At 41.1% G+C, this 26,957-nt stretch carries 26 protein-coding genes; 9 read left to right on the forward strand and 17 right to left on the reverse strand.

Annotated features, from left to right (window positions below; translation table 11 throughout):
- Positions 1 to 142 precede the first annotated feature (142 nt).
- The 3 genes from NSTC745_RS02695 to NSTC745_RS02705 all read right to left on the reverse strand — a co-directional run bounded on the left by NSTC745_RS02695 (position 143) and on the right by NSTC745_RS02705 (position 2,293).
- Entirely contained in the window at positions 143 to 310 is a 168-nt protein-coding gene (locus tag NSTC745_RS02695; RefSeq protein WP_445635765.1) for a hypothetical protein, read from the reverse strand.
- A 348-nt stretch (positions 311 to 658) separates the two neighbouring features.
- Positions 659 to 1,444, reverse strand: coding sequence for a Uma2 family endonuclease (locus NSTC745_RS02700; protein WP_445635766.1), 786 nt, complete (start codon positions 1,442 to 1,444; stop codon positions 659 to 661).
- A gap of 63 nt (positions 1,445 to 1,507) precedes the next feature.
- Positions 1,508 to 2,293, reverse strand: a complete 786-nt coding sequence (locus tag NSTC745_RS02705; RefSeq protein ID WP_445635767.1) for an HAD family hydrolase — start codon at positions 2,291 to 2,293, stop codon at positions 1,508 to 1,510.
- 105 nt (positions 2,294 to 2,398) lie between these two features.
- Here NSTC745_RS02705 and NSTC745_RS02710 point away from each other — a divergent pair, with 105 nt between their 5' ends.
- The gene (locus NSTC745_RS02710; RefSeq protein ID WP_445635768.1) at positions 2,399 to 3,202 is read left to right on the forward strand and encodes a hypothetical protein; all 804 of its coding nucleotides are present in this window, start codon (positions 2,399 to 2,401) and stop codon (positions 3,200 to 3,202) included.
- A 113-nt stretch (positions 3,203 to 3,315) separates the two neighbouring features.
- Here the strand turns inward: NSTC745_RS02710 and NSTC745_RS02715 are convergent, their stop codons facing one another.
- The 4 genes from NSTC745_RS02715 to NSTC745_RS02730 all read right to left on the reverse strand — a co-directional run bounded on the left by NSTC745_RS02715 (position 3,316) and on the right by NSTC745_RS02730 (position 8,478).
- Complete coding sequence (locus tag NSTC745_RS02715; protein WP_445635769.1) at positions 3,316 to 4,026, reverse strand: DevA family ABC transporter ATP-binding protein; 711 nt, start codon at positions 4,024 to 4,026, stop codon at positions 3,316 to 3,318.
- A gap of 96 nt (positions 4,027 to 4,122) precedes the next feature.
- Complete coding sequence (devC, locus tag NSTC745_RS02720) at positions 4,123 to 5,277, reverse strand: ABC transporter permease DevC (RefSeq protein WP_445635770.1); 1,155 nt, start codon at positions 5,275 to 5,277, stop codon at positions 4,123 to 4,125.
- Between the two features lie 24 nt (positions 5,278 to 5,301).
- Entirely contained in the window at positions 5,302 to 6,726 is a 1,425-nt protein-coding gene (locus NSTC745_RS02725) for an HlyD family efflux transporter periplasmic adaptor subunit (RefSeq protein WP_445635771.1), read from the reverse strand.
- A gap of 1,002 nt (positions 6,727 to 7,728) precedes the next feature.
- Positions 7,729 to 8,478: a phycocyanobilin:ferredoxin oxidoreductase gene (locus NSTC745_RS02730; protein WP_445635772.1), complete on the reverse strand. Its 750-nt coding sequence runs from the start codon at positions 8,476 to 8,478 to the stop codon at positions 7,729 to 7,731.
- 206 nt (positions 8,479 to 8,684) lie between these two features.
- On the opposite strand from NSTC745_RS02730, the gene NSTC745_RS02735 reads away from it, so the two are divergent.
- Together NSTC745_RS02735 and NSTC745_RS02740 are read left to right on the forward strand one after the other, a co-directional pair.
- Complete coding sequence (locus tag NSTC745_RS02735) at positions 8,685 to 8,930, forward strand: hypothetical protein (protein ID WP_445635773.1); 246 nt, start codon at positions 8,685 to 8,687, stop codon at positions 8,928 to 8,930.
- A complete protein-coding gene (locus tag NSTC745_RS02740) occupies positions 8,927 to 9,481 on the forward strand; it encodes an EF-hand domain-containing protein (RefSeq protein ID WP_445635774.1) in 555 nt (184 codons plus the stop codon). The genes NSTC745_RS02735 and NSTC745_RS02740 overlap by 4 nt, the downstream gene beginning before the upstream one ends.
- A 141-nt stretch (positions 9,482 to 9,622) precedes the next feature.
- On the opposite strand, the gene NSTC745_RS02745 is transcribed toward NSTC745_RS02740, so the two are convergent.
- Both NSTC745_RS02745 and psbP read right to left on the reverse strand, forming a co-directional pair.
- Positions 9,623 to 10,216 carry a Maf family protein gene (locus NSTC745_RS02745; RefSeq protein WP_445635775.1) on the reverse strand — a complete coding sequence of 198 codons (594 nt, stop codon included), beginning with the start codon at positions 10,214 to 10,216 and terminating at the stop codon, positions 9,623 to 9,625.
- Between the two features lie 208 nt (positions 10,217 to 10,424).
- The gene (gene psbP, locus NSTC745_RS02750) at positions 10,425 to 10,970 is read right to left on the reverse strand and encodes a photosystem II reaction center PsbP (protein WP_445635776.1); all 546 of its coding nucleotides are present in this window, start codon (positions 10,968 to 10,970) and stop codon (positions 10,425 to 10,427) included.
- 207 nt (positions 10,971 to 11,177) lie between these two features.
- Here psbP and tnpA point away from each other — a divergent pair, with 207 nt between their 5' ends.
- The 3 genes from tnpA (at position 11,178) to NSTC745_RS02765 (ending at position 14,001) form a co-directional block, all read left to right on the forward strand.
- Positions 11,178 to 11,621, forward strand: a complete 444-nt coding sequence (gene tnpA / locus NSTC745_RS02755; RefSeq protein ID WP_445635777.1) for an IS200/IS605 family transposase — start codon at positions 11,178 to 11,180, stop codon at positions 11,619 to 11,621.
- Positions 11,622 to 12,236: 615 nt separating this feature from the next.
- Complete coding sequence (dapB, locus tag NSTC745_RS02760; protein ID WP_096536708.1) at positions 12,237 to 13,073, forward strand: 4-hydroxy-tetrahydrodipicolinate reductase; 837 nt, start codon at positions 12,237 to 12,239, stop codon at positions 13,071 to 13,073.
- Positions 13,074 to 13,311: 238 nt separating this feature from the next.
- On the forward strand, positions 13,312 to 14,001 hold the full coding sequence (locus NSTC745_RS02765) for a phosphate ABC transporter permease (protein ID WP_445635778.1): 690 nt from the start codon (positions 13,312 to 13,314) through the stop codon (positions 13,999 to 14,001).
- A gap of 120 nt (positions 14,002 to 14,121) precedes the next feature.
- Here NSTC745_RS02765 and NSTC745_RS02770 read toward each other — a convergent pair whose 3' ends face one another.
- The 3 genes from NSTC745_RS02770 to NSTC745_RS02780 form a co-directional block, all read right to left on the reverse strand.
- A complete protein-coding gene (locus NSTC745_RS02770; RefSeq protein ID WP_445635779.1) occupies positions 14,122 to 15,534 on the reverse strand; it encodes a right-handed parallel beta-helix repeat-containing protein in 1,413 nt (470 codons plus the stop codon).
- A gap of 99 nt (positions 15,535 to 15,633) precedes the next feature.
- Positions 15,634 to 16,260, reverse strand: coding sequence for a precorrin-8X methylmutase (locus tag NSTC745_RS02775; protein ID WP_445635780.1), 627 nt, complete (start codon positions 16,258 to 16,260; stop codon positions 15,634 to 15,636).
- A gap of 103 nt (positions 16,261 to 16,363) precedes the next feature.
- Positions 16,364 to 17,170, reverse strand: a complete 807-nt coding sequence (locus NSTC745_RS02780; RefSeq protein WP_096536704.1) for a TPM domain-containing protein — start codon at positions 17,168 to 17,170, stop codon at positions 16,364 to 16,366.
- Positions 17,171 to 17,548: 378 nt separating this feature from the next.
- On the opposite strand from NSTC745_RS02780, the gene NSTC745_RS02785 reads away from it, so the two are divergent.
- Complete coding sequence (locus NSTC745_RS02785) at positions 17,549 to 17,875, forward strand: DUF2281 domain-containing protein (protein WP_445635781.1); 327 nt, start codon at positions 17,549 to 17,551, stop codon at positions 17,873 to 17,875.
- Complete coding sequence (locus NSTC745_RS02790) at positions 17,875 to 18,318, forward strand: PIN domain-containing protein (protein ID WP_445635782.1); 444 nt, start codon at positions 17,875 to 17,877, stop codon at positions 18,316 to 18,318. The genes NSTC745_RS02785 and NSTC745_RS02790 overlap by 1 nt, the downstream gene beginning before the upstream one ends.
- Positions 18,319 to 18,415: 97 nt before the next feature.
- On the opposite strand, the gene NSTC745_RS02795 is transcribed toward NSTC745_RS02790, so the two are convergent.
- The 3 genes from NSTC745_RS02795 to NSTC745_RS02805 form a co-directional block, all read right to left on the reverse strand.
- The gene (locus NSTC745_RS02795; protein ID WP_445635783.1) at positions 18,416 to 18,955 is read right to left on the reverse strand and encodes a DUF948 domain-containing protein; all 540 of its coding nucleotides are present in this window, start codon (positions 18,953 to 18,955) and stop codon (positions 18,416 to 18,418) included.
- Positions 18,956 to 18,973: 18 nt separating this feature from the next.
- Positions 18,974 to 19,324 carry a YtxH domain-containing protein gene (locus tag NSTC745_RS02800; RefSeq protein WP_445635784.1) on the reverse strand — a complete coding sequence of 117 codons (351 nt, stop codon included), beginning with the start codon at positions 19,322 to 19,324 and terminating at the stop codon, positions 18,974 to 18,976.
- Positions 19,325 to 19,738: 414 nt separating this feature from the next.
- Positions 19,739 to 20,074 carry a hypothetical protein gene (locus tag NSTC745_RS02805; RefSeq protein ID WP_445635785.1) on the reverse strand — a complete coding sequence of 112 codons (336 nt, stop codon included), beginning with the start codon at positions 20,072 to 20,074 and terminating at the stop codon, positions 19,739 to 19,741.
- A gap of 821 nt (positions 20,075 to 20,895) precedes the next feature.
- On the opposite strand from NSTC745_RS02805, the gene NSTC745_RS02810 reads away from it, so the two are divergent.
- On the forward strand, positions 20,896 to 21,879 hold the full coding sequence (locus NSTC745_RS02810) for a metal ABC transporter solute-binding protein, Zn/Mn family (RefSeq protein ID WP_445635786.1): 984 nt from the start codon (positions 20,896 to 20,898) through the stop codon (positions 21,877 to 21,879).
- Between the two features lie 309 nt (positions 21,880 to 22,188).
- Here the strand turns inward: NSTC745_RS02810 and NSTC745_RS02815 are convergent, their stop codons facing one another.
- Both NSTC745_RS02815 and NSTC745_RS02820 read right to left on the reverse strand, forming a co-directional pair.
- Entirely contained in the window at positions 22,189 to 23,757 is a 1,569-nt protein-coding gene (locus tag NSTC745_RS02815) for an HlyD family efflux transporter periplasmic adaptor subunit (protein WP_445635787.1), read from the reverse strand.
- Positions 23,758 to 23,894: 137 nt separating this feature from the next.
- Positions 23,895 to 26,903 (reverse strand): peptidase domain-containing ABC transporter, encoded by a 3,009-nt coding sequence (locus tag NSTC745_RS02820; protein WP_445635788.1) that lies wholly within the window; start codon positions 26,901 to 26,903, stop codon positions 23,895 to 23,897.
- Positions 26,904 to 26,957 lie beyond the last annotated feature (54 nt).

Genomic DNA, 26,957 nt, shown 5'->3' on the forward strand with positions numbered 1-26,957 from the left:
GAGTGAGAATCAGAAAATAGCGCTGCCCACTCAATAAGTGAGAAGCGCTATGCTTTTAGTAATGAAAATATTGCTATTGTGATCTTTTTCAGACGCGATCGCCACGCCATTCTGATACCGAATTCCCTAGCAAAAGATATTTCTACTGTCGATCTTCTCCATCCTGAGGCTTGGATCTTTGCCGATGTTGTTCGACCTGTCGATCGACGGTTTCTTTGATTTTTCGTTCGGTGGCGTCCATTGCAGAATATTTAAAGCGGTTGAGTATGCTACTGAATAAGTTACTAAAGAATCTCTCAATTTCTTGCATGATTTTATACCTCAATCTTTAAAGGTAAATTATTGACTCTATATAGTAATCCGCTTTGATTTTTGAATTTATTTGTGTAGTCAGGAAGTAGGGAATCAATCTTTTTGAATTGAGGGCGAGTTTTTTCAAAAATCAAATAGGAGTCCTAGTATTTGGTTTTGCACTTTCTGGTCGAAGTTGGAAATCAAACGCTAAACTGTTTTTTTGAAGTATCTATTAGCTTCTTAGCCTCTCTAGGTGATAGATTGAAACCCGGTAGATATCCATCTATTGTAAGATGCTTAAAGTAATAAATTTTACTTGATAATAATTCGTAATTTGTAATTCGTAATTAAAAGTACAAAAAATTTACTTAATAGTATCGGGGTCTATGTTGAGCGATGGCTGCGCCAACGCCAAGGGCGAACGCAATTTTGCCTTTAATCGTTCTATTTCTAATTGCGCTTGTTCTGCGCGTTGACGTTCCTGTTCTGCGCGTTGACGTTCTTGTTCTGCGCGTTGACGTTCCTGTTCTGCGCGTTCCTCTGCTTGTTGCTTTGCTACAACTTCTTGGCGTAAAGCTTCTATCAATTCATCGCCAATGAGCAATTTTTCGCCTGTATCCTCTCGATAAAAGGCAATTATCTTTCCTTCTATAGCTAAACGCAGTTGTAGCGGTTCACTGCGTCCATCTTCTATGGGTTCGTAGATTTCTCCCCGCAGCCGATAGCCGCGCAACTGTTGTTCTACCCACTCACTTTTTGGGTCGAATAACCAGTATTCTTTAACGCCTAGCTGCTCATAGAGGGTCTTTTTGAAGATTTCATCCTGTCCTTTAGTACCAAAGGATGTCATTTCAAAAATCACTGTTGGTACTTGACCCTCTTCCCAAATTTTATAATTGTCGCGACCGCCGGGTGCAACATCAAAAATTACCATCACATCTGGGGCTACCCGTAATTTGGGAAAGCCTTGTGCATAGTAAAGAAATTGATTTGCTAATACTGTTGCCTGACGGTCTGCTAAATACTGTTTGAGTACTTCTAAAGTAGTTAATAAAGCATAAAGGTGGTCGTAGGTTTCTGCCACTGGTTGACCATCAGCACTGGGGTAAAAGATTTCTGATTCGACACTAACAGGTAGAGTAGCTGTCATAGTTATAAAATCAGTGCTACAAGATTATTTTAGAGCAAGTTCTAATTGTTCCTAATTTGGGATTTAGAAGTTTTGCAAAATGTAACTAGATAATTCACAAAATCCATCACCTTCGGCAGCAGTGGTAATATAAGCGGGCTGATGTTGTAATTTATCTGCATATTCCAGCACATTTGCCACACCTACAGAAACAGGAAAATAACGGCGATCAAATAAACTTTCATCATTGGGACTATCGCCTACAGTGACAATTTCTTCTGATGAATAATCGGGGAAGTATTCGCGCACTACCTGTAACAATCCCACAGCTTTATCTTGCCCTTGGGGTTTAATGTGACACTGGACGTTACTGTAAGTAAATCCCCAACCCATTTGTTGACACAGACGCTCTAAAATTTGTAGTTCATCTTCACTCAAAGTGGCTACATCAAAAGTCCAATCCGTGACGCGAAAGCGATTATCAACAGATTCCTGGATTTGGGGAAATTGAGTTTGTAACTTTTCAAAAGTTGTAGCCAACTGCTGGCGATGCTGAACTAAATCGGGAATGGGTGTTAAAACTACTGGTTTTTGGTTCCCAGGTGGAAAGTACAAACCGCCATTTTCTGCCATAGCACCTGCCACTGGCATCAAACTACTCAATCCACTCACCCACCCAGCAGAACGTCCTGTGACAATCAGTACCTTAATGTTAGCTGTTGCTAAATCCTCTAAAGCTTGCAGCAATGCGGGAGTAAATTTTCCTCGTTTAGTCAGGGTGCCATCCATATCTGTGGCAATGAGACGAATATTACTCAGGCAAGTAGATGAAACCTCGGACAGGGCAGTGAGGCTCAGATGTTTTGGCATGTGCGGTTTGTAAAAAGCTGTAAAAAATAATAATCATACAGCAAGATGGACTGAAAAATTTGGGAATCCTAAACATTAGAAGTCAAGTTTTTCAGTTTTCCAACCATGCCTACTTCGATGTTTCTTGCCCAATCCTCTGGGACAAAAACTAAAAAGGCATCCCAGGAAGTGCCAGCAAGTAATCCTCAAACACCACCATTCTTGGTGCTAACCTCTGGAGGACTGGCTTTAGTGGTGATTGCTTTGATTGTGTATAGTAAACTCCAGATGAGTAAACTGGAGAAAAAAATTAAGTTTGAACAATTCCGGGCGCGAGAATTAGAGAAAAAATTTAAGCTAGCTCTGGAAACGATTCGCAAAATGGAAACTAATCCCGATTTGGTGAACTCACGGGATTTCAACCTAGATTATCTACGAATGCGGATGTCAGAGGAAGTGTTTCACTTTGCGATTCTTAATCAAGTAAAGATTAAGGTCAAAGATAAAATTTCTCAAGCCCTGCGCCCAAATCAAGCCCAACATGGGTCGGTGGGAATTGCTAACAGTGCCGGTCGGCAGGTGGATGAAATTTTTGATGTCGAGTATGAAACTGGTAATCCACCGAACTCTGCTAAACGCGTACTGTTTCGGATTCAAGTCCGGTTAATGAAGTTACCGACGCAAGCAACTTCCGCAACTATTAGTCAAATTATTGATTGTATAGAAACTTATTTAAGTCCTATGGACGATGAAGATAGTTGGCAACCAACTATTCAAGGTCGGATTGCTACTATGCATTGGGATCAAAAGGCTAAGCCTACACCTTTACTGGTGTTGGAGCAATCAAATGAAGGCGTGAATGTGACCTTTCGCACTAGTCGCCAACCAGTCGCCCCAACTCCACCAAACCAACCTGGAACGAAAAAATAAGGCTTGGCTAAACAATAATTATGTTTGTCATTTGTCATTTGTCATTTGTCACTAGTCATTGGTCATTTGCCTTTTGCCAACGACAAAGAACAAATGACAAAGGACAAATTAAATTATGACTGAATAACTGTATTTGAAGAATTACGAGTTAACAGGCCATCTTCCATTTCTACGATGCGATCGGCGATGTCTAAAATGCGGTTGTCGTGCGTGACTAACAAGATAGTTGTACCTTGGTTTTTAGCTAGACTCTGCATGATTTCTACGACATCGCGTCCTGATTGTTTGTCTAATGCTGCTGTTGGTTCGTCTGCTAGGACTAGGGGAGGACGATTAACTAGGGCGCGGGCGATCGCAATTCTTTGTTTTTGTCCCCCAGAAAGATTATCTGGGTAATAATTTATTCTTTCTTCTAAACCAACAGCCCGCAGCATCATTTCTGATTTAGCGATCGCTTCTGCTTGAGAAACGCGATCGTTTAATTCTACTGCCATTTGTACGTTTTGTTTGGCAGTCAAGAACCCCAGCAAATTGTGAGCTTGAAAAATATAACCAATGTTACGCCGCATTTGCACCAGTTTGTTTTGACTGGCACCAAACACTTCTTCACCTAAAAATTTTAAACTTCCCTCTTGTACAGACCGCAAACCGCCAATCAAGCTCAGTAATGTAGTTTTACCTGAACCTGATGGCCCGGTCATAATGACAATTTCACCAGCATAAATGTCTAGGTTGATGTCAAATAAAATCTGTTTCTTCAGTGCGCCTTTGCCATAGTAATGATTCAGATTTTTAATGGAAATTACAGGTTCTTCTCTCTTCATAAATTTGTTAGTTATAATTTAGCATTTACGACGTGGAACTGTTTCTAAAAAAGTGGCAATTCAATTAATTCTGAATTCTGAGTTCTGTATTCTTCTTTAAAATATATCTGCTGGATCGGCAGAGCGTAATTTTCGGACTGCGATCGCACCGGAAACAAAGCACATGATTATGGTTAAAATCAACACAGTTGTGGCGCGATCGAAACTCATAAATACTGGCAAAAGTGTTGCTTGCCTTGCACTTTGATACATAAATAAAGAAAAAATTATTCCGGGCATATATCCTAAAACAGCTAGTAGAAAAGCCTCTTGCAGAATGACTTTTAATAAATAGTTATGTGTATAGCCTATGGCTTTGAGAGTGGCGTACTCAGCTAAGTGATCTGAAACTTCTGTATAAAGGATTTGATAAACAATTACAGTTCCGACAATAAAACCCATGATAGTTCCTAATGTAAAAATAAATCCGATAGCCGTACTACTTGCCCAGTAATTTCTCTCAAAATCAATAAATTCTTGTTTAGTTAAAACATTTATCTCTTTAGGTATATATTTCTTTAAATCCTCGGCAACAGCGTTAGCATTTGCTCCAGGTTTCAATTTAATTAACCCAATATCTATTAACCCTTTCTGACGAGTGTTGAATATTCGCAGAAAGTTAACATCACTGGTAATTAAGTTACCGTCTGCACCAAATGATGCACCTAATGTAAATATTCCTACTACTCTAATTCGCCGTCTTCGTACTTCTGCTGTGACATTTTTTCCCTGGTCATAATCAGCAGCAATCGGCCCGTATTCAACCCTGGAAGAACGGTCAAATAAAACTACATCTGGTAGTTTAAGTTTTTCTAAATTTTCTTGTACCCCAGGCAAATTTAGCAGGTTAGTTTCTGGGTTCATGCCAAATACTAAGATACTACGAGGGCGACCTGTTATAGGATTTTTCCAGGTTGTATAATCTAAATATATAGGGTGTACTGATTGTACTGTTGGTAACTCTAAAGCTTTATATAATCGCCGTTGAGAAAAGCTTCTCATAGCCAAAACAGCACTAGATTGACTATTAATTAAAACAATATCGCCCTGCAAACTGCTATGGAATCGAACGTTACTATAATATAAAGCATCCCGAAATCCGAGTTGCATAAACATCAAAATGTCAGCAAAAGCAATTCCGGCCAAAGCCACAGCTAGGCGAGTCCTTTCTCTGGTTAGTTGTAGCCACGACAGAGGGATTTTTTTAGTCATTATTTAGGATTGATTGCTGAGGAGTTAGTTATTAATTTCTACAAGAACTTTCGCATAAGTTAAACCAGAAACTTTCAGACTATCTTCTGGAGACAAAGCAATTTTCACTTCTATGACTCTGGCATCCACATCTGCTGCTGGATCTGTATTTAGTACATCTTTTTTGCCAATTTTTCTGCCAATTTCAGTGACAGTTCCTTTTAGTTCTTCGTTAAATGCTCCATTATCGCTAGCGATCGTAGCGTTTTGTCCGAGACGCACTTTGCTAATACTATCTTCAGGGACTTCAGCAACTACAAACATTTGATTAGTTTGCCCAAGTTCAGCAATGCCATTTGCACCTATAGCTTCACCCGACTTGGTGTAAATCTTTAAAATTTCTCCAGCAATTGGCGCTTGAACGTAGCTCAATTTTAGTTCTGCTTCAGCTTTTCTAACATTAGCGATCGCATTACTAACTTGCGCTAGGGCTACTTGCACATCAGTGGGACTAACCTCTAAAAGTCTGCTGAGTTTGGCTTTTTCTTCATCAATTTGTCTTTGCAAAGTTGCTACAGTCTTGTCACGGTTGACTTTGGCTTCAATCAGCTGCTGTTGCAATGTTGCTAAATTTTGTATTTGAGTAGCTCTGGCCTCGGCAAGTTGCTGTCGCAGAGTTGCCAATGTCTGCCTCAAAGTGGCTTGACTTTCAGCAACCTGCTGATTAGCTGTAACCGCACTCAAGCGTCTGCGATCGCGTTCTTGCTGCGAAATCGCACCTTCTTTGTATAAAAACTCATAACGTCCAGCATCGACTTGAGCATTACGCTGTTCGGCTTGGATACGTGCCAAGGTTGCCCTAAGAGCCTCTCTTTGTCCGCTAAGTTCAGCTTCTAGGCGATTCACGGTTGCTTGTTGGACGAGTTTTTCTCCACTTAACTGAGCTGCAATCCGAGTAATTGTCGCTTGTTGAGCATTCTTTTCGCCAACTAACTGCGCTTGTAGGCGACCAATAACCGATCTTTGAGCTTGAATATCTCGCGGAGATCCGGCTCTGACTTGCGCCAAATTCGCACGGGCTTCTTGGACTTTAGCTTTTGCCTCTTCTAGTGCGGCTATTTGAGTATCGCGGTTGTCCAAAATTGCCACAATTTGGCCTTGTCTGACCTTTTCACCCTCTCGCACTAGAAGCTGCTGAATTCGTGACGATGGTGCTAATCCTGAGGATGGCGCAGATAATTTAATAACTTCGCCTCGCGGTTCCAAACGCCCCACAGCGCTAACGGTATTGCTAGATGGCATTACCGGTGCGGACACATTGAGTTTTTTGAGCTGCTCGATTTTAGCTGTACCTAGTACCCCAGCAGCAATTACTATTGGCACCGCTACAGCAATACCCCACCAAATCTTAGGTTGTTCGGGATTAAATGTCTGCTCAGTTGGCTTTGGCTTCTCGGTCACCCTTGACATAGTATGTTGCCTGTTTATCTGAATTGTGCTGATGCGAGTAAAAAAGGGTTTTTAATCAATAGCCAGCCGCTTATACCAATTCAAAATTAAAAATTCTTGCATTAAGAAGACTAGATATCACAAGGGTTTGAGCGTGTATATCTGTCGCGTCCTTTTTTCAAATTGGTATTAGGACAAACAATGGGTATGGCTTAAAATTTATTGCGCGATCGACACTCAACACTCACACTAAAGCTTTGTAAAATGATGCCCTCTTGTAGCTGGCTATTTGAAGAAGAATTCAGAATTCAGAATTCAAATTAATTAGTGGGGCATTCAGATATAGAGACGTGAGATATCGCGTCTCTATTAAAAATCTAAAACTACTATGATGCGGTACTGTACTACTACATTTACTACCGCAAAGATAAATTAGTTCACATTAACTAATCAGTGAAGGTTACTAACTATTTACTGATAAAACAATTTTCCAATTCAGTAATCAGAATTCAGAATACTTGGAAAATCAATCTTGTATACCTGCTTGATTTTGTGCTAATTATCAAACCTGAATATCCAAGCCTTATTTATTCTTAATTCTGGATTCTTAATTCTGAATTCTGAATTCTTATGCTTAATCAGCGGAGGCTACAGTTATTGACAAAATTCAAAAACAAGATCAAAAATCATTTGTTTCAAAGACCAGATACCAATTCTCAAAAATTTTGCTACACATTATTCTCCGCGTCACTGTGTTACTGTGTCCCCGCGTCATTATCTGTAACCTATTTAAAGTTAATTGGTCTTAATTAATTTCCCTGCTCTATTTTGAAACTCCATCAAACTCTCGTTGAATGAATTCTACATTTATCAGTTACCGGAAAACGTAACAGAACCTACAGATGCGGGAATAAAGGCATGGGGCATTAGGAGTTAAGAGTGAGGAGTTAGAAGTTATTCTCGTCCCCGCGTCCCCACGTCCCCGTGTCATAGCATCCTCTCACCTTCTGGGTTGAAGATTTTTTATCTGGAAATCTCCTGAGGAAGGTCGAATAGAACTGTGGTCATGTAATGTTCTGCCCAAGCGGGGCCAAAGGCTTTTTCTAGGACGCGACGGGTTTTGTCGTTTTGCTGCTGTTTAGTGCAGTAGTTGTGTTGTCCGGCGAGATTTTGTGTGACTTGTTCTATTGGAACGGGACTAGAGGCGATCGCTTGAGTACAATGAATCTCTAAAAATTCTCCCACGCGAGACAAAAACATTGTTTCTTCTTCCGGGGAAGTGGGGCGCACAAAGATACAAAAGTCTGAAAAAATATTTCCCCAGTCAGGTAATTCGCGGGGTTGGGAAAAGTTAAGCACTGTTAACTGTGTGAGGGCAGCAGTATAAGATTCTGGTAAGGTACGTTCTACATGTATGGGAGAAAGGTCTGCGATCGCCGCACTAATTTGACCTCTACCCCCCACTAAATCACAACCAAACATCGGCAGGTTGTATTCAGGACGGGGAAACATGACGCAATGCAAAATATCGAGCATATTCCCGACTTTTGCCAGTTCCAAGTGCATTTTCCGGAACTGGGGGGTTTGATAGCAACGGTTTTCAATGGTCAGTTTTTCCCCTTCTAGTCTACCTTCCACATACCCCAACTCAGCTGGCAAATGGTAGGGCGATAGATCGAGATGCTGATGCCAAACTGCCTCAATACAATCAGCTAGCTGACGAATTAGGGGATGTTGTTGTTCGCGCAGCGAGGGCATAGAAGTAAATGACATATTCTAGTCTAGTTGGGAATTGCGGTCTAGTAGTCAGTCTACAACTTGCCGTGCCTCACAGTCATAGCTTGCAATATTAAGCAAACACTTACATCAGCGAACGTAAAGTTATAAGACAGTTGCTTTTCACAAGTATTATTTATTTTGTAGTCTAAGTTACAGAAATAATTTTAGATTAGCCCATTAGTTAAGGCTAAGGCGAAGATATGAAACTAGATTCTAAAAGACCAGATTTTGCTGTCCAAGCAAGAAGGCGGAATCTGGAAGATTTACAACAGCACTTAAGAGTTTCTAGTTGGGTAAAGCTTTTAGAACTTCCCAACCCTTGGAGTTTTGACGAAGCACTTTTATTATGTCCAGTGTCCAAAGATGAATGGCTGGCTTGGATTCCAGATCACGGAGAGGCGATACTGAATATCAGCCAAATACGTGATATCGGAAAAACTGTATGAACCATTTCCTGGATCGGAAACTCTCCAAACGCTTCCGCACTTTCGATGACGACCGCAACGGCTTTATTGAGCAAAGCGACTTCGAGATGTCAGTTGCACGTCTGGCTGAAGAATTCGGTCATCAACCTGAATCTCTTGCCAGACAACGCCTACTTGAGGTCTGCTTAGGGTTGTGGGAGCACTTGTTAGAAGTCGCCGACACAAACACCGATGGGCGCATCAGCGAGGCAGAGTACAAAGCAGCGTTCGCATTGGGACTGCTAGAAACGAGTGAAGCTTTTGACCAGGGCTACATGCCTTTTCTTTCGGCCATTATGGATATCGTTGACCAGGATCGGGATGGCAAGCTCACCGTCACTGATGAGATCCGCTGGACTGGGGCTATGATGCACCTATCCGAGCAAGATGCCCGCGAGGCATTCCGTCGTCTTGACCAGGATGCGGACGGCTTCATCACCACCTGCGACCTGCTCGAAGCCATCCGCGGCTATTACTTCGACGACTCGCCTGATTCTCCGGGGTACTGGCTGCTCGGCCCCCTCGATTCCTAATCCTTTCCTATGCAAGTCAGGTGCAGCTGGGCGAATTCAAACGCGATAATAAATCTAAAATCCCAAATCTAAAATTAGATGACAAGTCCGTGACTTTATAGCTTATGGTCAATCTAAAATCCAAAATCCAAAATAGATTGACTATTGCCAAAAATCCGTAACATCGTATCCCAATTCTGCTAACATCTGCCGCAGCAGGGGTAAACTCAGTCCAATTACATTGCTGTGACAGCCTTCAATTTTTTCGACGAACAAACTACCAAAACCTTCAAGGGCAAAGGCACCAGCACATTTAAGAGGTTCGCCTGTGGCTACATAAGCTTTAATTGCCTTGTCGCTCATGGGAGCAAAATAAACTCTTGTAACTTGAGACTTGACTAAAGTGCGGTTCTGCTTGAGGTCAATCAACGCGTGACCTGTGTATAAGTCACCAAAGCTATCTTGCATTATCCGCCAACGGGCGATCGCTTCACTAGGATCTGCTGGTTTCCCATGAATCTGATTATTTACAGACAAAACCGAATCACAACCCATAATCAAACCTGATTCAAACTGTGGGGCTACGGTTTGCGCTTTGTACTGGGCAAGAGTTTTGACCAATTGTGCAGGTTCGCTTAATTGGATTTGCGACTCATCAAAATCACTAGGTCGAACTATCGGTTCAATACCAACACTTTGCAGCAAGCGCCGTCGCGCTGGGGAAGCTGAAGCCAGTACGAAAGGTGGAATGCTCATAGAGAAGCAGGGGGGCAGGGGAGGCAGGGGAGGCAGGGGAGGCAGGGGAGGCAGGGGAGGCAGGGGAGGCAGGGGAGGCAGGGGAGGCAGGGGAGGCAGGGGAAAAGGTTAAAGGTTAAAGGGAAAAGGAATAAATTTAATCTTTCCCCTTTTCCCCTTACCCCTTTCCCTTTCCCCTTGTCCTTTTCCTATGACTAATGACTAATGACTAATAGACAGAAAAAGAATTTACAACTTCATCAATTGTTTGTTTAACTTTTGGCCAGCGTTTTTCAGAAATTGAGGCGTTGAAGGTAAAAAGCTTACCGCGGCTAACAGCGACGCTGGCAATGTTGTGTCGTTGCTGTTGATTGGCGAGTTTAACTTCATACTCCAAAAGGTAATATGTTTTACCATCGACTTCACGCTGCGCGGCATTGACTAATTCGGCTGAACGGCCGGAATCAGGAGGCGCTAGAGCGGCTTTTCCCAATTTATACCCTACTTCTGTTGGAGTTCCCAATTCTGCTAAGGTTTTATTTTCTGGAACTGGGCTAATCACTACAGAAACATTTTCAGATACCTCAATTAAATCGTGAAAAACCACATCAGGGCCGTTGGCAACTTTAACTTGCAGCCAGCCATTAGGATATAAAAACTGATAGCCATCATTGCTGTCTACAAAGCTTTTCAGTCCAGCTGCGACTGCTACGCCAGAATTACTCAGGCTGAAGCTCAACACCAATAGCAAAATTAATACAATTCGTTTCCACATTTATACAGGTTCCTTTGGGCTGGAGGCAATACCAGGCAAGCATCATTTCTCGTTTTTATTTTCCCACCAAGCGGTACGCTTCGGATGAAGACCCGCCTCGGAATAAATTCCAAGGCTAATAGTTAAACTCGGCTCAAGCCGACTAGAAGATTTTCAATAATCGAGGGAATACTAAAGGCAGGAAATTTATTCAAAAACAACACGTGCATGGCTCTGTGGCGACTTTACTATCATCTTATTTGGGCAACAAAAGAGCGACAGCCACTAATTACCCGCGAACGCGAAATTTTACTTTATGGTTACATAATTGGCAAAGCCAATTCACTTGGTAGCATAATCCATGCTGTAGGCGGGATAGAAAACCACATTCATTTAGTGACTTCTATTCCACCTAAAATTTCTATATCTGATTTTGTCCAAAATATCAAAGGCAGTAGCGCTTATCATCTTAATCATCTGTCATCCTCACAAGATTTGTTTGGCTGGCAACGTGGATATGGCGTTTTTTCACTTGGAAGCAAACAACTCCAGCAAGCTGTTGTGTATGTTCAGAATCAGAAAGCACATCATTCAAATGGGACGGCAATTTCGTTTTTGGAACGGCATAATCATGAAGATGATGGGCCAAAACTCACGCAGCTAAACCAATAAATTTAAATTTGTTCAATTATTAATCTTGGGTATTTGAGCATAGTCAGCTTTAAGCTGACTTGAGCTATGAGCCTGAGAATTCATTCTCAGGCGGACTCAGGCGGACAGGTAATGTTTAAAATCTCACACCTGAAGCCATGACTCGCCAGAGGTTAAAACCTATGGCTGATAGCGAAATTCATCTCAAAGATGACTAGAATCAGTTTAAGAAATAAGCAGCTAATCAAGAAAACAAAAAACCCCGACTTGATAGCCGAGGTAAATGGGAGAAGTCCAAATGTCAATGAGATATACCGATACCGAAGTCTATTTTTAGTTAACATCCAAGGCAACCAAAACTAGAAAGGTCATATACGACGTCCAACCTTAGCTAAGTAGCTTGCTTTGCTGCTTTGTTAACCTATGTAAATAAATTTAACAAATTTATTACAGTTAGTCAACTTAGCTTGACAAAGAAGGGTTAATAGCTTTGATAAGTAGATCTTATCAAAGCAGTGCTAATGAAAAAATTTTCACCGTCATCCATGAAAAAGCAGCTAGGAACTGGGGACTGGTATTTTTACTCGCAAAAGTCTTTACAATTCCCTTGTTGACTTAAAAAGAATTTTTCAACGTATGACGAATCAAGCTCCTATCCCGGTTATTGTCAACGGTGCTGCTGGTAAGATGGGTCGTGAAGTGGTTAAGGCGGTGGCGCAAGCACCCGATTTGAATTTAGTGGGTGCAATTGATAGCAGTCCAGAACATCAAGATAAAGATGCTGGAGAATTGGCGGGTTTAAGCGAACCTTTGGAAGTGCCAATTACCAATCAATTAGAACCGATGTTGGGTTATGTGGCTGGAGAAAGACAAGGACCTCCAGGGGTGATGGTAGATTTTACGCATCCCGACTCAGTTTATGACAATATTCGCAGTGCGATCGCCTATGGCATTCGTCCTGTAGTCGGTACCACTGGATTAAGTCCAGAACAAATTCAAGATCTCGCGGACTTTGCCGAAAAAGCTAGTACTGGTTGTTTGATTATTCCTAACTTTTCCATTGGTATGGTGCTGCTGCAACAAGCCGCAGTCGCCGCCTCTCAATATTTTGACCATGTAGAAATTATCGAACTGCATCACAACCAAAAAGCTGATGCTCCCAGCGGTACTGCCATTCAAACGGCGCAGTTATTAGGAGAATTAGGTAAAAGCTTTAATCCTGCGTTAGTGCAAGAAACTGAAAAATTACCAGGAGCTAGGGGAAGCCAAGCAGAGGAAGGCATTAGAATTCATAGCGTGCGCTTACCGGGATTAGTTGCTCATCAGGAAGTTATTTTTGGCGCACCGGGACAGATTTATACTTTACGACATGATACGAGCGATCGCGCTTGCTATATGCCAGGAGTACTATTAGCCATTCGCAAAGTCCTAGCGTTAAAGTCGTTAATATATGGATTAGAAAAAATACTTTAATCAGAAAGAATTCAGGAGTCAGAACTCAGAACTCAGAATTTACCTAAGTACGACTGGTAAGTGTAGCTTGCTTCTCATAGGAGTATAAACGGTGAAACACACGCGTGATTTTCAATTTACTAGTTTTCAATTAGTAGCAGCTCTGTAACTTCCTTAAAGCAGCGTATCCCCCACTAATTGATTCTGAATTCTGAATTCTGTATTCTTGTTCCAACTCATTACCCATTACTCAGCACTCATGTTAGTACCACTGACTCGCCAGAAATTTGAACAAATTGTCCCCTTAATTGCCACTGGTCTTCAGTACAAGTACTACTGGGGAAAGTTTGCAAATTTTTTGCAACGCCTGTTAATTTCTGTAGTTGCCATAGTTGTAATTCTACTTGTGAGAGCTTTGTTCGGGCTACAGTTTGGCCCCATAATATTTGTGCTGGGGGTAATTAGCTCTTTGTTTTGGCTGTGGTATCCAGTGTTTCAAGCAAGTATGCGAAATTTACAATGCCGCCGTTACAAATACAGCGGCTTTTTTCGCGGTCGCGTCCTAGATTGGTGGATTACAGACCACTTAATTGGGAAACAGGAAACCGTCAATAGCAAAGGTGAATTAGTAATTGTAGAAAACCGAGAAAAACGGATTAACTTAGAGGTAGGTGATGACACCGGATTTACCATTGAATTTGAGGCACCACTACGTCCTAGCCACAAAGCGATCGCTCGCGGTCAAATTGCAGAAATGGTAGTGATGTCAAATCGCCCAGATTTAAGCAGCATCGAAGAATTCACCGATATATACATTCCCAGTCGTGAGTTGTGGGTCAGCGATTATCCTTACCTGCGGCGCGATTTCTTTAGCGAAGTCGGCCGTCGCTTGCGTGAAGATCGACAAGAAAGAAAGCCGCGTCGGCGTCAGCGTAGAGTAGAGGAGTAATTCAAAATTCTTAGGATTTAGTTTCACTTTATTTCTTGTGGGGCGGACATCTTGTCCGCCCTAAACATTGGGCGGTATCGCCCACCTCACAAGTAGTAGTAATTTATTTCTTAGTAATTCCTAACGCGAACATCCCACCTTTATGAGTTTGCCATTGAGAGTATAAGTCACTGGTTCGCAAACAACACTTGCTGAATTAAGCTTGATAGAAGCTGGTGCAGAGCGATTTTGCTTAGATAATTGTGAGTTCCAATCACCAGCTATTTTTCTCAACGTGGGATGTGCCCTGATAAAATCTGCATCTGCAACAATATCGTGAGGGCCTTTAACATTTGCAGAGGAAGTATTCAGGTAGATATTGTAATCAAAAATAACGTTTTTACCTTTACTATTGCTGTTAACATTTTTGCCAGGAAAAGCATAAAGAATATTATTTAAAATTTTCACGTTAGATGACGCTTGAGTAAATATTTGTCCTAGTTTAAGTTCTGGAGTCTGATTATTTAAAAAAGCTGTGTTATTGATAATATCAATATTATCGCTATAAAATGCATGAATGCCTGAACCACCGTTATGAAATGTCAGGTTATTTTTAACTAAAGTACGTCCTTTATATGGAGGGTTTGTTGAGTTTTTCTCCTTACTGAAAGTATCAAGAATAATGCCATTACCGTCGGTGATAGTTCCGGTCTTAATCCAAGGAATATACTGTCGATTGTTGTAGACCTTATTGTTGGTTACGAACATTTTATATCCCTGGTAATTATCAAAGTCCCAATTACCCAGCAGTGAAATGCCGCTGCTAGCATAGATACCGTACCAGGCATTATCGAAGACTACGTTATTATCTATAGTCACATAGTCAGCTTCAAGGGTTCCAATACCTGAACCACCACAGCTATGTGTCTTGTTGTTAACAATACGTATATGGTGAGAATGGCCTTTTTTTCGTCCATCTACGGTAATGCAGTTTCCATTTGTTAGCTGGTTTGACTTATTACTCTTCTCACTCATGGCATAATCAAGAGTTACATTGGCATTATTTCCTATCACCTCAAACCCGTTTACTTCAATATATGAAGCTCCATTTTTAATCAAAACTCCATGCCATCCATTGTGCTGAAGTTTTGGTGAATGTCCGGGATATGCTTTAAACTTAATCCATGCATTTGCAGTTCCAGAACGAGTAATTGCTACTACCTCCCCTTTCGGACTTGCATTTGTGTAGACTCCGTTCATAACGAGTACGGTGTCTCCAGGCTTGGTAAGATTTGCTGCCTTTTGAATAGTCCTAAAACCGGATGAAGTGGAAAGTCCATTATTTTTGTCGTTCCCTTTGCCACTAACGTAGTATGTTTTTCCGGTTGTTTTAGTGCTGATTAACTGGGGGTTAGGAGCGATCGCTTGTTGTTCGACAGACTTCTGACTAACATTTTTAATTACAGATACTTTTATGTTGTCTCCCTCAAGTAAAAGACTTAAAACTACGGGGATTGCAATATAAGCACTTAAACTTAAACCCTCAGTTACCACAGTATTAGGCTCCTTACTCGGTAGTATTCAATAAAAATATCGGGATATTCACTAATTATGAATACTCTTTTGATACAGGATAGCACAGAGCCGACTTTCCTAGCTTCCTCGATTTCTATCTTGCCCGTAGGCTTGCCAAGCCAAATCTACCAATCCGTCAACGATCGCAGCTGCTATAACTGCATTACCTTTGCGGCTTTCTATTGTAATGTGGGGAACCAAAGAGTCTTGTAAACGCGCCTTGGCATCGCCATTTACAAATCCCACCGGAGTCCCAATGATTAAAGCCGGTCTAATTTCCTCAGCTTCGATTAAATCTACCAATGCTGTTAATGCGGTTTGGGCTTGACCTATCACAAAAATACCTTCTGGATAACGCTTTGCGAGGGTTTCTATTCCCCATGCAGCCCGCGTTTTTTCTTTTTGGGGGCGTGTCAAAGCTTCCATACTGCAATAGACTGGATTAGCAAAGGTATTTTGGATATCGTAGGTAATACCTACTTGTACCATCGGTACATCTACCACAATCGTGGTACGCGCAGCTAAGGCTGCTGCTCCAGCTTGCAAGGCACGCTCAGAAAAGCGAATCAAAGACTTATACTCAAAGTCAGCCGTGGCGTAGATTACCCGACGCACAATCTCATACTCTGCTGGTGAAAAGACATGATCGCCAATTTCACTATCAATGATTGCTAAACTTTGAGCATCAGTTACGTGCCATTCCATTGTTGTTGAGCTTTTCAAATGTTTAGCTTTCAGCTTATCAGTTTAAGAGAGTTAGGAGTCAGAATTCAGAATTCTGACTCCTGAATTCTGAATTCAGCACTCTTCACTCGTTAGTGGAAGAAGGCCGACTGAAAACAGGAGATAGATAAGCAACTAAGACGCCAATCAGAAACCCAGAAATATTACGAACTAGAGGTAACCAGTCGTTTGTACGTGTCACTACTGGGCCAATGCCAAAGGCAATAAATAAGATTCCCCATAAAGGAGAAAAAATTAAAGCCCATTGCCAAGCAAAAACTTGCCCTTGTTCGCGAGGTTGAGCTGCAAATCCGCAAATTATCCCACCAATCACTGAGGTAATCAAGGTGAGAATCCACTGTTCTCGCGGCAGTCCGGGGACCACATTGCAACCACCTTTGAGTAAACAGCCTTTAACAGATTCTAAGGCTTGCAAAATAGCTTGGTCTTCGCCTTGTTCGCGTACAAAGTACAAATTGCCGAACCTGGTTTGCAGTTCTATCCAAAAAGTCCGGGGTAAAAGTTCGTAAACAGCATCGCCGACACTAAAGCTCAGGATGTTACCGCCACGAGAATCAGCAACTAGCAAAATACTTTTATCATCTAAGCCCCAATAATTAATCACTGCCCGACCGGGTGTGCGGTCATACTGAGTCAACACTCGCAATTTCCAGCCAGTATCAGCTTCAAACTGCTCTAAATCTTTGACAAGTTTTTCTTCTTGTAGTTCAGGGAGAGATTTAGCTAAGTCTACAACTGGGGTAAAGGTTTTTGGGAGCAAGTCAGGATTGTCATAAGCCAGCGCTGGAGGAGAATGCATCACCCAAATTGACCCAGCTAGGAAAAATACTGCAATGGATACCAGGAGTCGTCGCCAAAAACAAGACTGCATGAACGTTTTTATAGAAATATAAAAGGTAAAAGTGAACAAGTTGTTTTAAAAGAGTACTGGAAAAATCATACTTCTTTACACTTGTTTACTTTACTCTAATCTTGTGGATCAAAGCAAAGCGTTTTTGGGGATTGAGGGATTGGGAGTGGCATTCGCAATAAGCCTATATAAGGTGCGTTTTGTCAATCGGTTAAAATACTCAAAATATTTTATGAAAATGATAATCGTAGATAGGGAAGAGGGTTAGTAGTTCATGATTTATTGTCTATTATTAGTTTTTTTATTATCATTATCATTAGAAAAAATTAACATCTCAAAATTGACTAAGCCATAGCAGAGTTCCCCATATCATAAAAAATGAATGATTAAAGGTGAGAGATGACTAACAAAGAATTATTAATCCAAGAAATAGAAAATTTACCGCCGGAGTTGCTAACACAAGCACTCGATTTGATACGTTCTATTAAGGTTAACTATACAAAAAAGGAGTTGGAAGCAGGTAAGCTCGAACCTATCCCTTTAAGCGATTCTAGAGAAACTTTTAGCGATAAAGATAAAGAGCAACTTACATACCGTCCTGCTTCCGGGCGTTCCATCCTTCGACATGCTGGCACTTGGGAAGGTGACGATTTTGAAGAATGCCTTCAAGCTGTATATGCTACCCGTGGAGAAGCTAAATTTGATGACGAAAACCTATTTGAATAATGTATTTACTCGATACCAATCATTGTAGTGCCATTATTTTAGGCGAACTAAATGTTATCCGTCGCGTGAATGAAGTTGGAGAAAATAACATTGCTACTTGCGTAATTGTCCAGGGTGAACTGACATTTATGATGGAAAAATCCCAACGCAAGGAAAATAATCTGGCTCGCTTGACAGAATTTTTAGAAGATATTCGTATTTACCATATAATAGAAGAAACAGCAACAATTTACGATCAAATTAAGGCAGCTTTATTCAATCAATTTGCACCCAAAGATAAAAATAAGCAGCGAAAAACTAAAATTGTTGAGCTGGGTTTTGATGAAAATGACATTTGGATAGCTGCTATTGCACTGCAAAATAATTTAACTGTCGTTTCTACTGATAGCGACTTTTTGCGAATTCAACAGGTGAGAAGCTTTTCGCTGTCATCTTGGGTTTGATTTGGAGCATAATAGCTATAGCTGCATAATTAACTTTACAGTACCCATCGTTTAGCTATAGTTAAAATACAGCTATCTCCAATTAAAATTTTTTCGCTCAATCTTCCTCATCAAAATTGTTTTCCCAGCTAGTGGCATCGTTATAACCGTCATTAGCGCGGTATACTTCTGCTTTGCTCCAACGATTTTCTTGCTTTAACACTTCTCGTTCTCGCAACGTTAGGGGTGGTTTTTCATTGTTGACGAGGCGATCGCTGATTCGTCTTGTTGGTTTTTGGCGCGTGAAGTTTCTCCAAGCTGCTTTGACGCCAACCACAATGCTGCGCGTACTTACTTGCAAATTTTGAGCCTGAATTCTTGCAGTATCAAGGCTTTGGTCAACTTGTTTAACAACTTGACTCGCACTTTTTACACCTTGACTGACATCATCAGTTAAGTCAGTAATTTCTAAACCAGTGACGCGGATAGCATCTAGAGTCGGTGGTAATTCTCGTGAAAGTGTGTCAAATAGCTTTTCTGCACTCCGGGCTGCGCGTGCTAACTCCTGCAAAGCCGGTATGGCCGCCACTAAAACCGCAGTCAAGCTTGTGGCGACTAAGAGTAACGAAAATCCCAACCAAAACAGGGGTTCAATCACGGTTAGATAATTTATAAGCTATAAGCGTTCTAATTGCTGGGGAAGAGAATCTGAGTCCTCGACAGATGTTCGCCGCTTCAAGACTTGGCTTTCTCGTTGACTAGCATCTACACCTGCGGCGATCGCTTCCTTTAATCTATCTAAAGTTTCATCCCAGTTTCGCAGTGCGCTAGCAGAAAGACGATCTGCCTGGATTTGCACGCTAGTTGATATATCTTCTGCCAATTCTGGGATAGCATTGGCAGATTTTTTCAGTATTTTACGCGTTTCGCGCCCTGTGCGTGGAGCGGCGAGTAAACCGGCTAAAGCGCCAATGGTAGCTCCCACCATCAAACCACCAATAAATATTCCAGAACGATTATTAGACATTTTGTTGCTTCTCTCCTTAAGACCCATTTTAGGTGGGTTTTCCCCCCTTGTAAGACTTAAACAATTTTATCTATATGTAGCACGGTGAAAATCCAGCTAGCATCTCATTCAGCAGACTGGGGGTTTAAGTCCTTTGTGAACATGAATTCGGCAGACCTCACCCACCCAGCCTCCCTTTCCTTCGAGGAGAGGGAGGAGTAATGAAAAATTAGGCTTTTTACTCCCCTTTCCTTAAAGGAGAGGGGCTGGAGGTGAGGTCAAAATCCTATACATCGAATTCACGTTACTTACTATCCTGACAAAATATCAGCCACAAATGTTGCTTTTATTCTCAGAATTCAGAAGTCATAATTTTGCTGTGAATTTTAACTTCTGGCTTAGTATTTGCTCAATTGTCAACTTTTGTTGATTAACTCATTTTATAAATTTTGTTTTGTGAGGCGTTAATTGTGGTCTACGAAAATAACGCTGCCAGATTTGCCGCCCTAGCACAATCAGACTGATAATTTGCTGCACTTGTTGAATTTGTATCTTTAATGTTTGGTTTCTCTGCCGTAAGTTATAAATATTCTGCTGATTGAGATAAATATTTTCGGGTGCTTGATGCAGTGTTGCATGGGTACAAACTTCATAGGCAGTTAAGCTATCTGCTACAGATGCTAATCGCTGCTTAAGTTGCCACACCCGCAAAGCAATATAGAGTAGTATCAACGAAATTAAGGTGTTAATTGTAACAACTAAAATTACCATCGTTTATTTTGAATAATGTCAGCTTTGAGGAGTTATTCTACAATTAATCTGCTTTGATTTTTGAAGGTATTTAGGCGTATGGGGAGTGGGGACTAGGGAATCAGTGTTTTGGACTTGAGAGGGAGTTTTTTACGCAATCAAGTAGAAGCTTTATATAAAGAACAAAAAATTTATAACTCTAATCAACTAAAAGGTAATTTGTATAAAAACCTTTTTATTTTTTTAACTACAATCTTAATATTACAATTCCAATACTGCTATCAAATAAAGGTTCGTCTGATTGCTTCTGGAGTTAGGATTCATTAAGCTGCTCTACAACAGGCTTCAGTTTTTCGCGAATATCCATATTAGTTGGCGATCGCTAGCTTTTCCTAAATATAGCTTTTTTTCAGGAAGCAACAGCAATTGATTAATGGTTAAAAATCGCCAATTTAGCAATTTTGTAACAAATACATATCCACACCCGATAAAAGCACAGCTACAATTGCCTTAGATTCACGACATGCTTTGCTTTCTTGAGCCTATACGAGCGATACGCCCCACCATCACTATGTTCCCTTCCCTAATCTATTTGCGATTTTGACGGCATATCAGCACAATGGTATAGTTGCTTGATGCAGATGGTGAGAGACTGCACTATATTTTCTACCAGAGAGACACCCTAGCATCGCCTCGTATCTTGGTGCTTTTACCTTTAGCAGTTTTGCAGCCCGTCGCGTAAAGCTACATTTTGCTTGCAAAAACCTTGTTTGCTGAATTCAGAATTCTGAATTCCTAAATAATAATGATTATCTTTTTTATGCATCCAGTAGGAGATAAGGATGTCAAAAAAATCACCAAAAAATAATTTATTACGAGCTATTCTTGTTGTATTTACAGTTGGATTTGTTGGATGTGGGAACCAAGCTGTAAGAACGACATTTACTCAGACTACCGCCGAGGTAAATGAAAATCTTCCGCGAGTCGTAGCAACTACAAGCGTACTTTGCGACTTAACCAGACAAATTGCAGAGAATACAGTTAACCTCACTTGTTTGATTTCCCCTACCGCCAATCCAAAAGTTTATAAACTAAACCCAGAAGATCGTAAAGCTATTGAGCAAGCTAATCTGATTCTCTATACTGGTTACAATTTTGAGCCAAATGCGATCGAATTAATTAAAAGGACTAAAAATTCTGCACCAAAAATAGCCGTTGCTCAAGTTGTACTGTCTAAGCCACAAAAATTTATCCAAGGTCGTAAAAGGGTCAGCGATCCTCATATTTGGCATAATACTAAGAATGCGATCGCAATGGTAGAAGTCATCAATAGTAACCTGAAGAAATTACCATCTAGTGATGCAGAGCTTTATACAAGTAATACCAAAAAAATTAGAAATGAACTCGCTCAACTAGATAACTGGATTAAATCAACAATTGCCAGTATTCCCACCAAACAACGCAAGCTAGTTACTACCTCTGATGCATTTGGTTATTATGCTAAGGCATACGGTATTTCATTGGCAGGGGGAATGGAAGGTATTCGCACTCAAGAAAAACTGACAACTCCACGGGTAAACAATTTAGCTAAAAATATTAAACAGGCTAAAGTGCCAACTATTTTTCCTGAGGTTGCAATTAATCCTAATTTAATTCAATCTGTGGCCACAGAAGCTAACGTGCAAATTTCTGAGAGGAGGCTTTATTCTGAGGGACTTGGAGAAGCTGGAAGCGAAGCAGATACTTATCAAAAAATGATGATTGCTAATACGCGTACAATTGTCGAAGGCTTAGGAGGGACGTATTTGATGTTTCAAGCGAAATGAATTGGAATATAGCAGGTAACAAGCAATAGGCTTAAAATTCTGTTCGTGTTTGGATTTTACGTCAGCTTATTGGTGTCAACTGAAGTTACAACTGACTTAACTGTTGGCTTTCTCACCCGCCTAGAACTAAAGTTCCTTGCGGGACAGCAGTTTTACGTTAAGTTAACACCAATAACGTCAGCTTCTGTCCTCTACTATAAATCTCAAGTTTTTTAACCTTTAATAATAACAGCAATAGGGACGTACATCTGTACGCCCCTACTCATCAATTCTGAATTCTGAATTCTGAATTCTGTATTTTACTACAAGTTAACGCACCTCTTTAAGAGTATCGACTTGCTTGGTAAATAACTCAGTGAAGAGACTTAAGACAGTTCGTTCTTCGCGCACTTTGATATTAGCACTGATAGACATCCCTGACTGTAATGTGACGTTTTTGCCCTTAATAACTAAGGATTGTTTATCCAAAGAAATTTTAGCTGGGAATCGATAAAACTGATGTGTTTGATCTGGCGGTAATGCATCTGAACCTATTCCGGATACTTCACCCTTAATGTCGCCAAATTCACTGTAAGGGAAGGAGTCAATTCTGACATCTACTTTCATCCCTTTTCGCACAAAACCGATATCCTTGTTGGTGATGAAAACCTCACCTATATATTTTTCATTGGGTACAATTTGCATCAGCTTTGTAGTTGGATTCGCTACAAATCCGGGGTTTTTGGCTTGCAAATCAAAAACTGTTCCGGACACCGGTGCGCGGAGTTCTTGATATTTGACGTTTAACTCTGATTGGGAGATTTTACTATTTATATCTGCTAAACGTTGCTCGTTATCTAGCACAACTTTCATGAATTGGCTATCGATTTCGGCAATACGTTTTTTGTTGTCAGCTATTTTATCCAAAACGTTTTTGTCAGTGACAGCTACTGTATTGCTTACCTCTTCTTGCCCTTTCTCAATGTCGAACTGGAGACGTTTGATTTCTTCGCCTAATTGAGCTACTTCAGCTGTACGGTTTTGTACTTCTTGTTGTTGGTTGAGATACTGAAGCTGAGAAATGCCACCTTCTTCTGATAGTATTTTTAATTTATCTAAAATTCTTTGTTGAATAGCTAAACTTGATTTACTATCTTCCAATTTAACTTGAGTTTGAGTTACTTGTTTTCTGATTTTTTCTACTTCAAACCTCGCAGCAGCTGAACGAGAATCTAATTCCTGTTTGGCAGCTAGTAGACGCTGCTGTTCATCAATTCCCAGTGCATAATCTTGACCGGAGTTTCTTAATTGAGTCCGCAATAAATCATTTTCTGCTACTAGGGCTGCCCGACTTTTCAACAAAAAAGAGGTTTCTGGTGGCAAGTTACCGCGCAAAAATAATAGTTCTGATGCAGTGGCGGTACTTGCTCCCAACAGTCGCCGATAAATTTGGTTTTCTTTTGTTAATGCTACACGAATTTTATTCAAAGAATTTAATTCAGCAACAGAGGCAATGGAATCGAAAGTTAGTAGCAAATCTCCCTGCTTAACTTCTTGTCCATCTTTGACATAAAGTGATTTGACTACTCCACTGACAGGAGCCTGAACATCTTTGACTGTTCCTTCCGGTTTTAATTGCCCTGTTGCTGGTACTACTTGCTCAATTTTGGCAAAATAAGCCCAAGCAATTCCAAAACAAGCCAAGGCCATTAAGGTCACCATAATTGTACGCGACCATAGTGGAGATTGGCGTAAAATAACGGACTGTTCAAACTCCTGGGGAGTTGACTTAATTAAGGATTCTGGAGCAGCTTTCTGTTGTTTTGTCACAACTGGCGAATCTTGTTTGGCTCCGTTTTTATAATTACCGTTGGTGTGATTTCCATTAAGTTGAGTCATGGTGATTTTGGATTTTGGATTTTGAATTTTGGATTGAAAATTAGACTTTGATTGTTGTAGGGTAGGCACTATTTATGGATGTCAGTGCCCACCCTACGGTTATTGCTGAATTCTGACTCTTGAATTCTGATTCATGCTCATAAGTTTACTTCTTGTTGATGATACAAGTAGTAATAATGACCTTTAGCAGCCATTAATTCTTGATGGCTACCTTTTTCTATAACCCTGCTGTTATCCATGACAACAATCATGTCTGCATTACTAACGGTATTCAGTCGGTGGGTAATAAAAAATACTGTATTACCTTTGAATGCTCTAGCTAAGTTGAGACAGATTTGTCGCTCTGTGGGATAATCCAAGGCGCTAGTTGCTTCATCTAAAACTAGTAATTTTGGCCGTTGTAAAACAGAACGCGCGATCGCAATTCTTTGTCGTTGTCCCCCAGAAAGTGCAGAACCCCTTTCTCCCACCCGCGTGTTGTAACCGTTGGGCAAGTTCATAATAAATTCGTGGGCGCAGGCTACCTGAGCCGCTTGAATAATTTCTTCGGTTGTCGCATCGGGATTTGTGAGGGCAATATTTTCTTGAACGGTGCCATCAAATAACAATGTTTCTTGAGGAACTACACCAATTTGTCGTCGCAGTGAATAAAGTTCTACTTTGGCAATATCGTAACCATCAATTAAAATTCTGCCGGACTCGGTTTCATAAAGTCTCAGCAATAATTTCATCATGGTACTTTTACCAGAACCACTTTGTCCGACAATGCCAACAAATTTTCCGGGAGGAAATTCGAGGTTGACGTTAGAAAGTTGTAGAGGACCAGTGGTACCAAATCGGAAAGAAACGTTCTCGTATTTGACTGCTCCGGTAATTGCCGGTAAGGGTATATTGTAACGGTCTGTTTCTGCTTCTTCTGGCGTATCAACAATATCGCTCAAACGTTCTATGGACAAGGCAGTTTCTTGGAAGCTTTGCCAAAGTTGAGCTAAACGCAATATTGGGCTGGTAACGTAACCAGAGATAATTCTAAAGGCGATTAATTCACCTAAAGTTAATTGTTGTTGCAGTACTAAATAAGCTCCTACCCATAAAACTAGTAAGCTGCTGAGTTTGTTGAGAAAGTTACTTGTGGAGTTGGCGAGGGTAGAAGTGACAACTGTTTTAAAACCAGCGGCGACATAACGAGCATAACGCTCTTGCCAGGAAAAGCGCGATCGCAATTCAATATTCTGCGCTTTTACTGTTTGAATTCCTGACATCACCTCCACTAAATAAGATTGAGTTTCGGAGTTGCGTTCGGCTTTAGAGCGTAATTGTCTGCTAATAGTAGGAGAAGCCACTAAGGTAATAATCACAAACACGGGAATTGTGCTTAAACCTACCAAGGTGAGTTGCCAACTATAAATCAGCATCACACCGATATAAACGAGGGAAAATAGAGCATCTAACCCTACTGTTAAAGCAGTACCGGTGAGAAACTGGCGAATATTTTCTAGCTCGTTAATCCGAGTAGAAAGTTCGCCCACCGGTCGCCGTTCAAAATAGCGCAGCGGTAGACGTAATAAGTGGTCGATAATTTGCGACCCTAAACCCATATCGATACGATTTGTAGTATCGACAAATAAGTAGGTTCGCAAGGTAGTTAACACCGCCTCAAATAGCCCGACTACTAATAGTAAAAGCCCTAAAATATGTAAGGTACCAATACTATTTTGGGTAATTACTTTGTCGATAATTAACTGCACTACCAAGGGATTTGCCAACGCTGCTAACTGCACGAAAAAGGAAGCGATAAATACTTCTATCAATACTCGGCGATAGCGTGACAAATAAGGTAAAAACCACCGCAAACCAAAACGTTCTTGTGGTGTTTCTTTGGTAGCCGAGAGCAGTAATACTCTCACTTGTGGCGGGAAGTTATTCGGATCGGTATCTAATTGTTCGACAAATTGGGCGGGTTTGCAGCGCACAATTCCTTCGGATGGTACGCCCACAACCATCGTATTGGCATCGGCTTCATACAAAACTGCAAAATTATCACCGTAGCGAATTAATGCAGGTGTGGGAATTCGGGTGACTGAGGCTACTGGCAGATCTACAAGTTGCGCTTTGAGTCCGATTAATTCTGATAGGTAAGCAAGAGCTGGAAAGGAAATATTACCCTGGCGTTTGATTTGCTCGTTTAAAATACGGCGAATTACTTCCCGACGAAACGGCATTTCTAAGTGTTTCGCCAGCATTTGGAAGCAGGCGAAGGTTGAATTTAATTCTCCTTTGCCGCCAAAAAACGGGTATTTTATGCGTTTTCCCGAATTCTTCGAGGCCTGACCGGTTGTTTGCGATAGAACTATTTCGTCTGATGCGTAGGGAATATCTAGTTCTTCTTGGCTAGGCGGTTGGGTGTCGCTGACTGCAATTTCTAGCTGACGAGTATCTTGCAATATCAAAGTTGAAGGATTTAGACCGAGTAAGCGTGCGGGAGTTTGGCCGGTAACGTGGATCTTGTCTCGATCGTCTTCTGGTTCTAACCGATCGCCAGCAGCAAAATTGGTGACGGTACCCCCACCACTAAAAAACCAAACGCGTCCGCTATCGAGTTGGGTGAATGAAGTTTTCCCAGGATTTACGTACTGAATTGCCGCATCTTGCAAAGCTGTTTGTGTGAGTTCTTTCAGGTTTAATGTGGCGATCGCTTGCTTTTGCCAATAAGCACCGAGAATATCGAATACTTCTACTAAGTTACTGCGGTTTTTACGAGCTTCGGCAAATGCTGGGTATGACTCTAATAGCTGAAAATATACTGCCGCACTCAAGGTTAAACCCACTACTTCGGTGGAGGCGATGGCTGTTTCACAAGGAATATCGCGCAATAAACCAATTTCGCCGATGATTTCCCCTGGTTGCAGTAATTTCAAGGTGGTTGGGATTTGCGTCTGGGGTTCGTATCCCAACAGCCGCACCTGTCCTTCATAAATGATTGTTATCTGTTGCGGCGGACTTTCTTTACCGATGATTTTTTGACCCAACCGATACCGCCAAGCTTGCAGCTGTTGGGATACGTTGGCGATCGCTTCATCTGGTAGGCGATCGAACCCCTCTATGGTTGTGAGAAATTCCGGAAAAGTGTTCTTAATATAAGTCATGTCAAATAAGTCAAAAGGTAAAAATGAGCGATCGAGTTATGAGTTAGGGATAAA

It is taken from the genome of Nostoc sp. DSM 114161 (assembly GCF_052692665.1).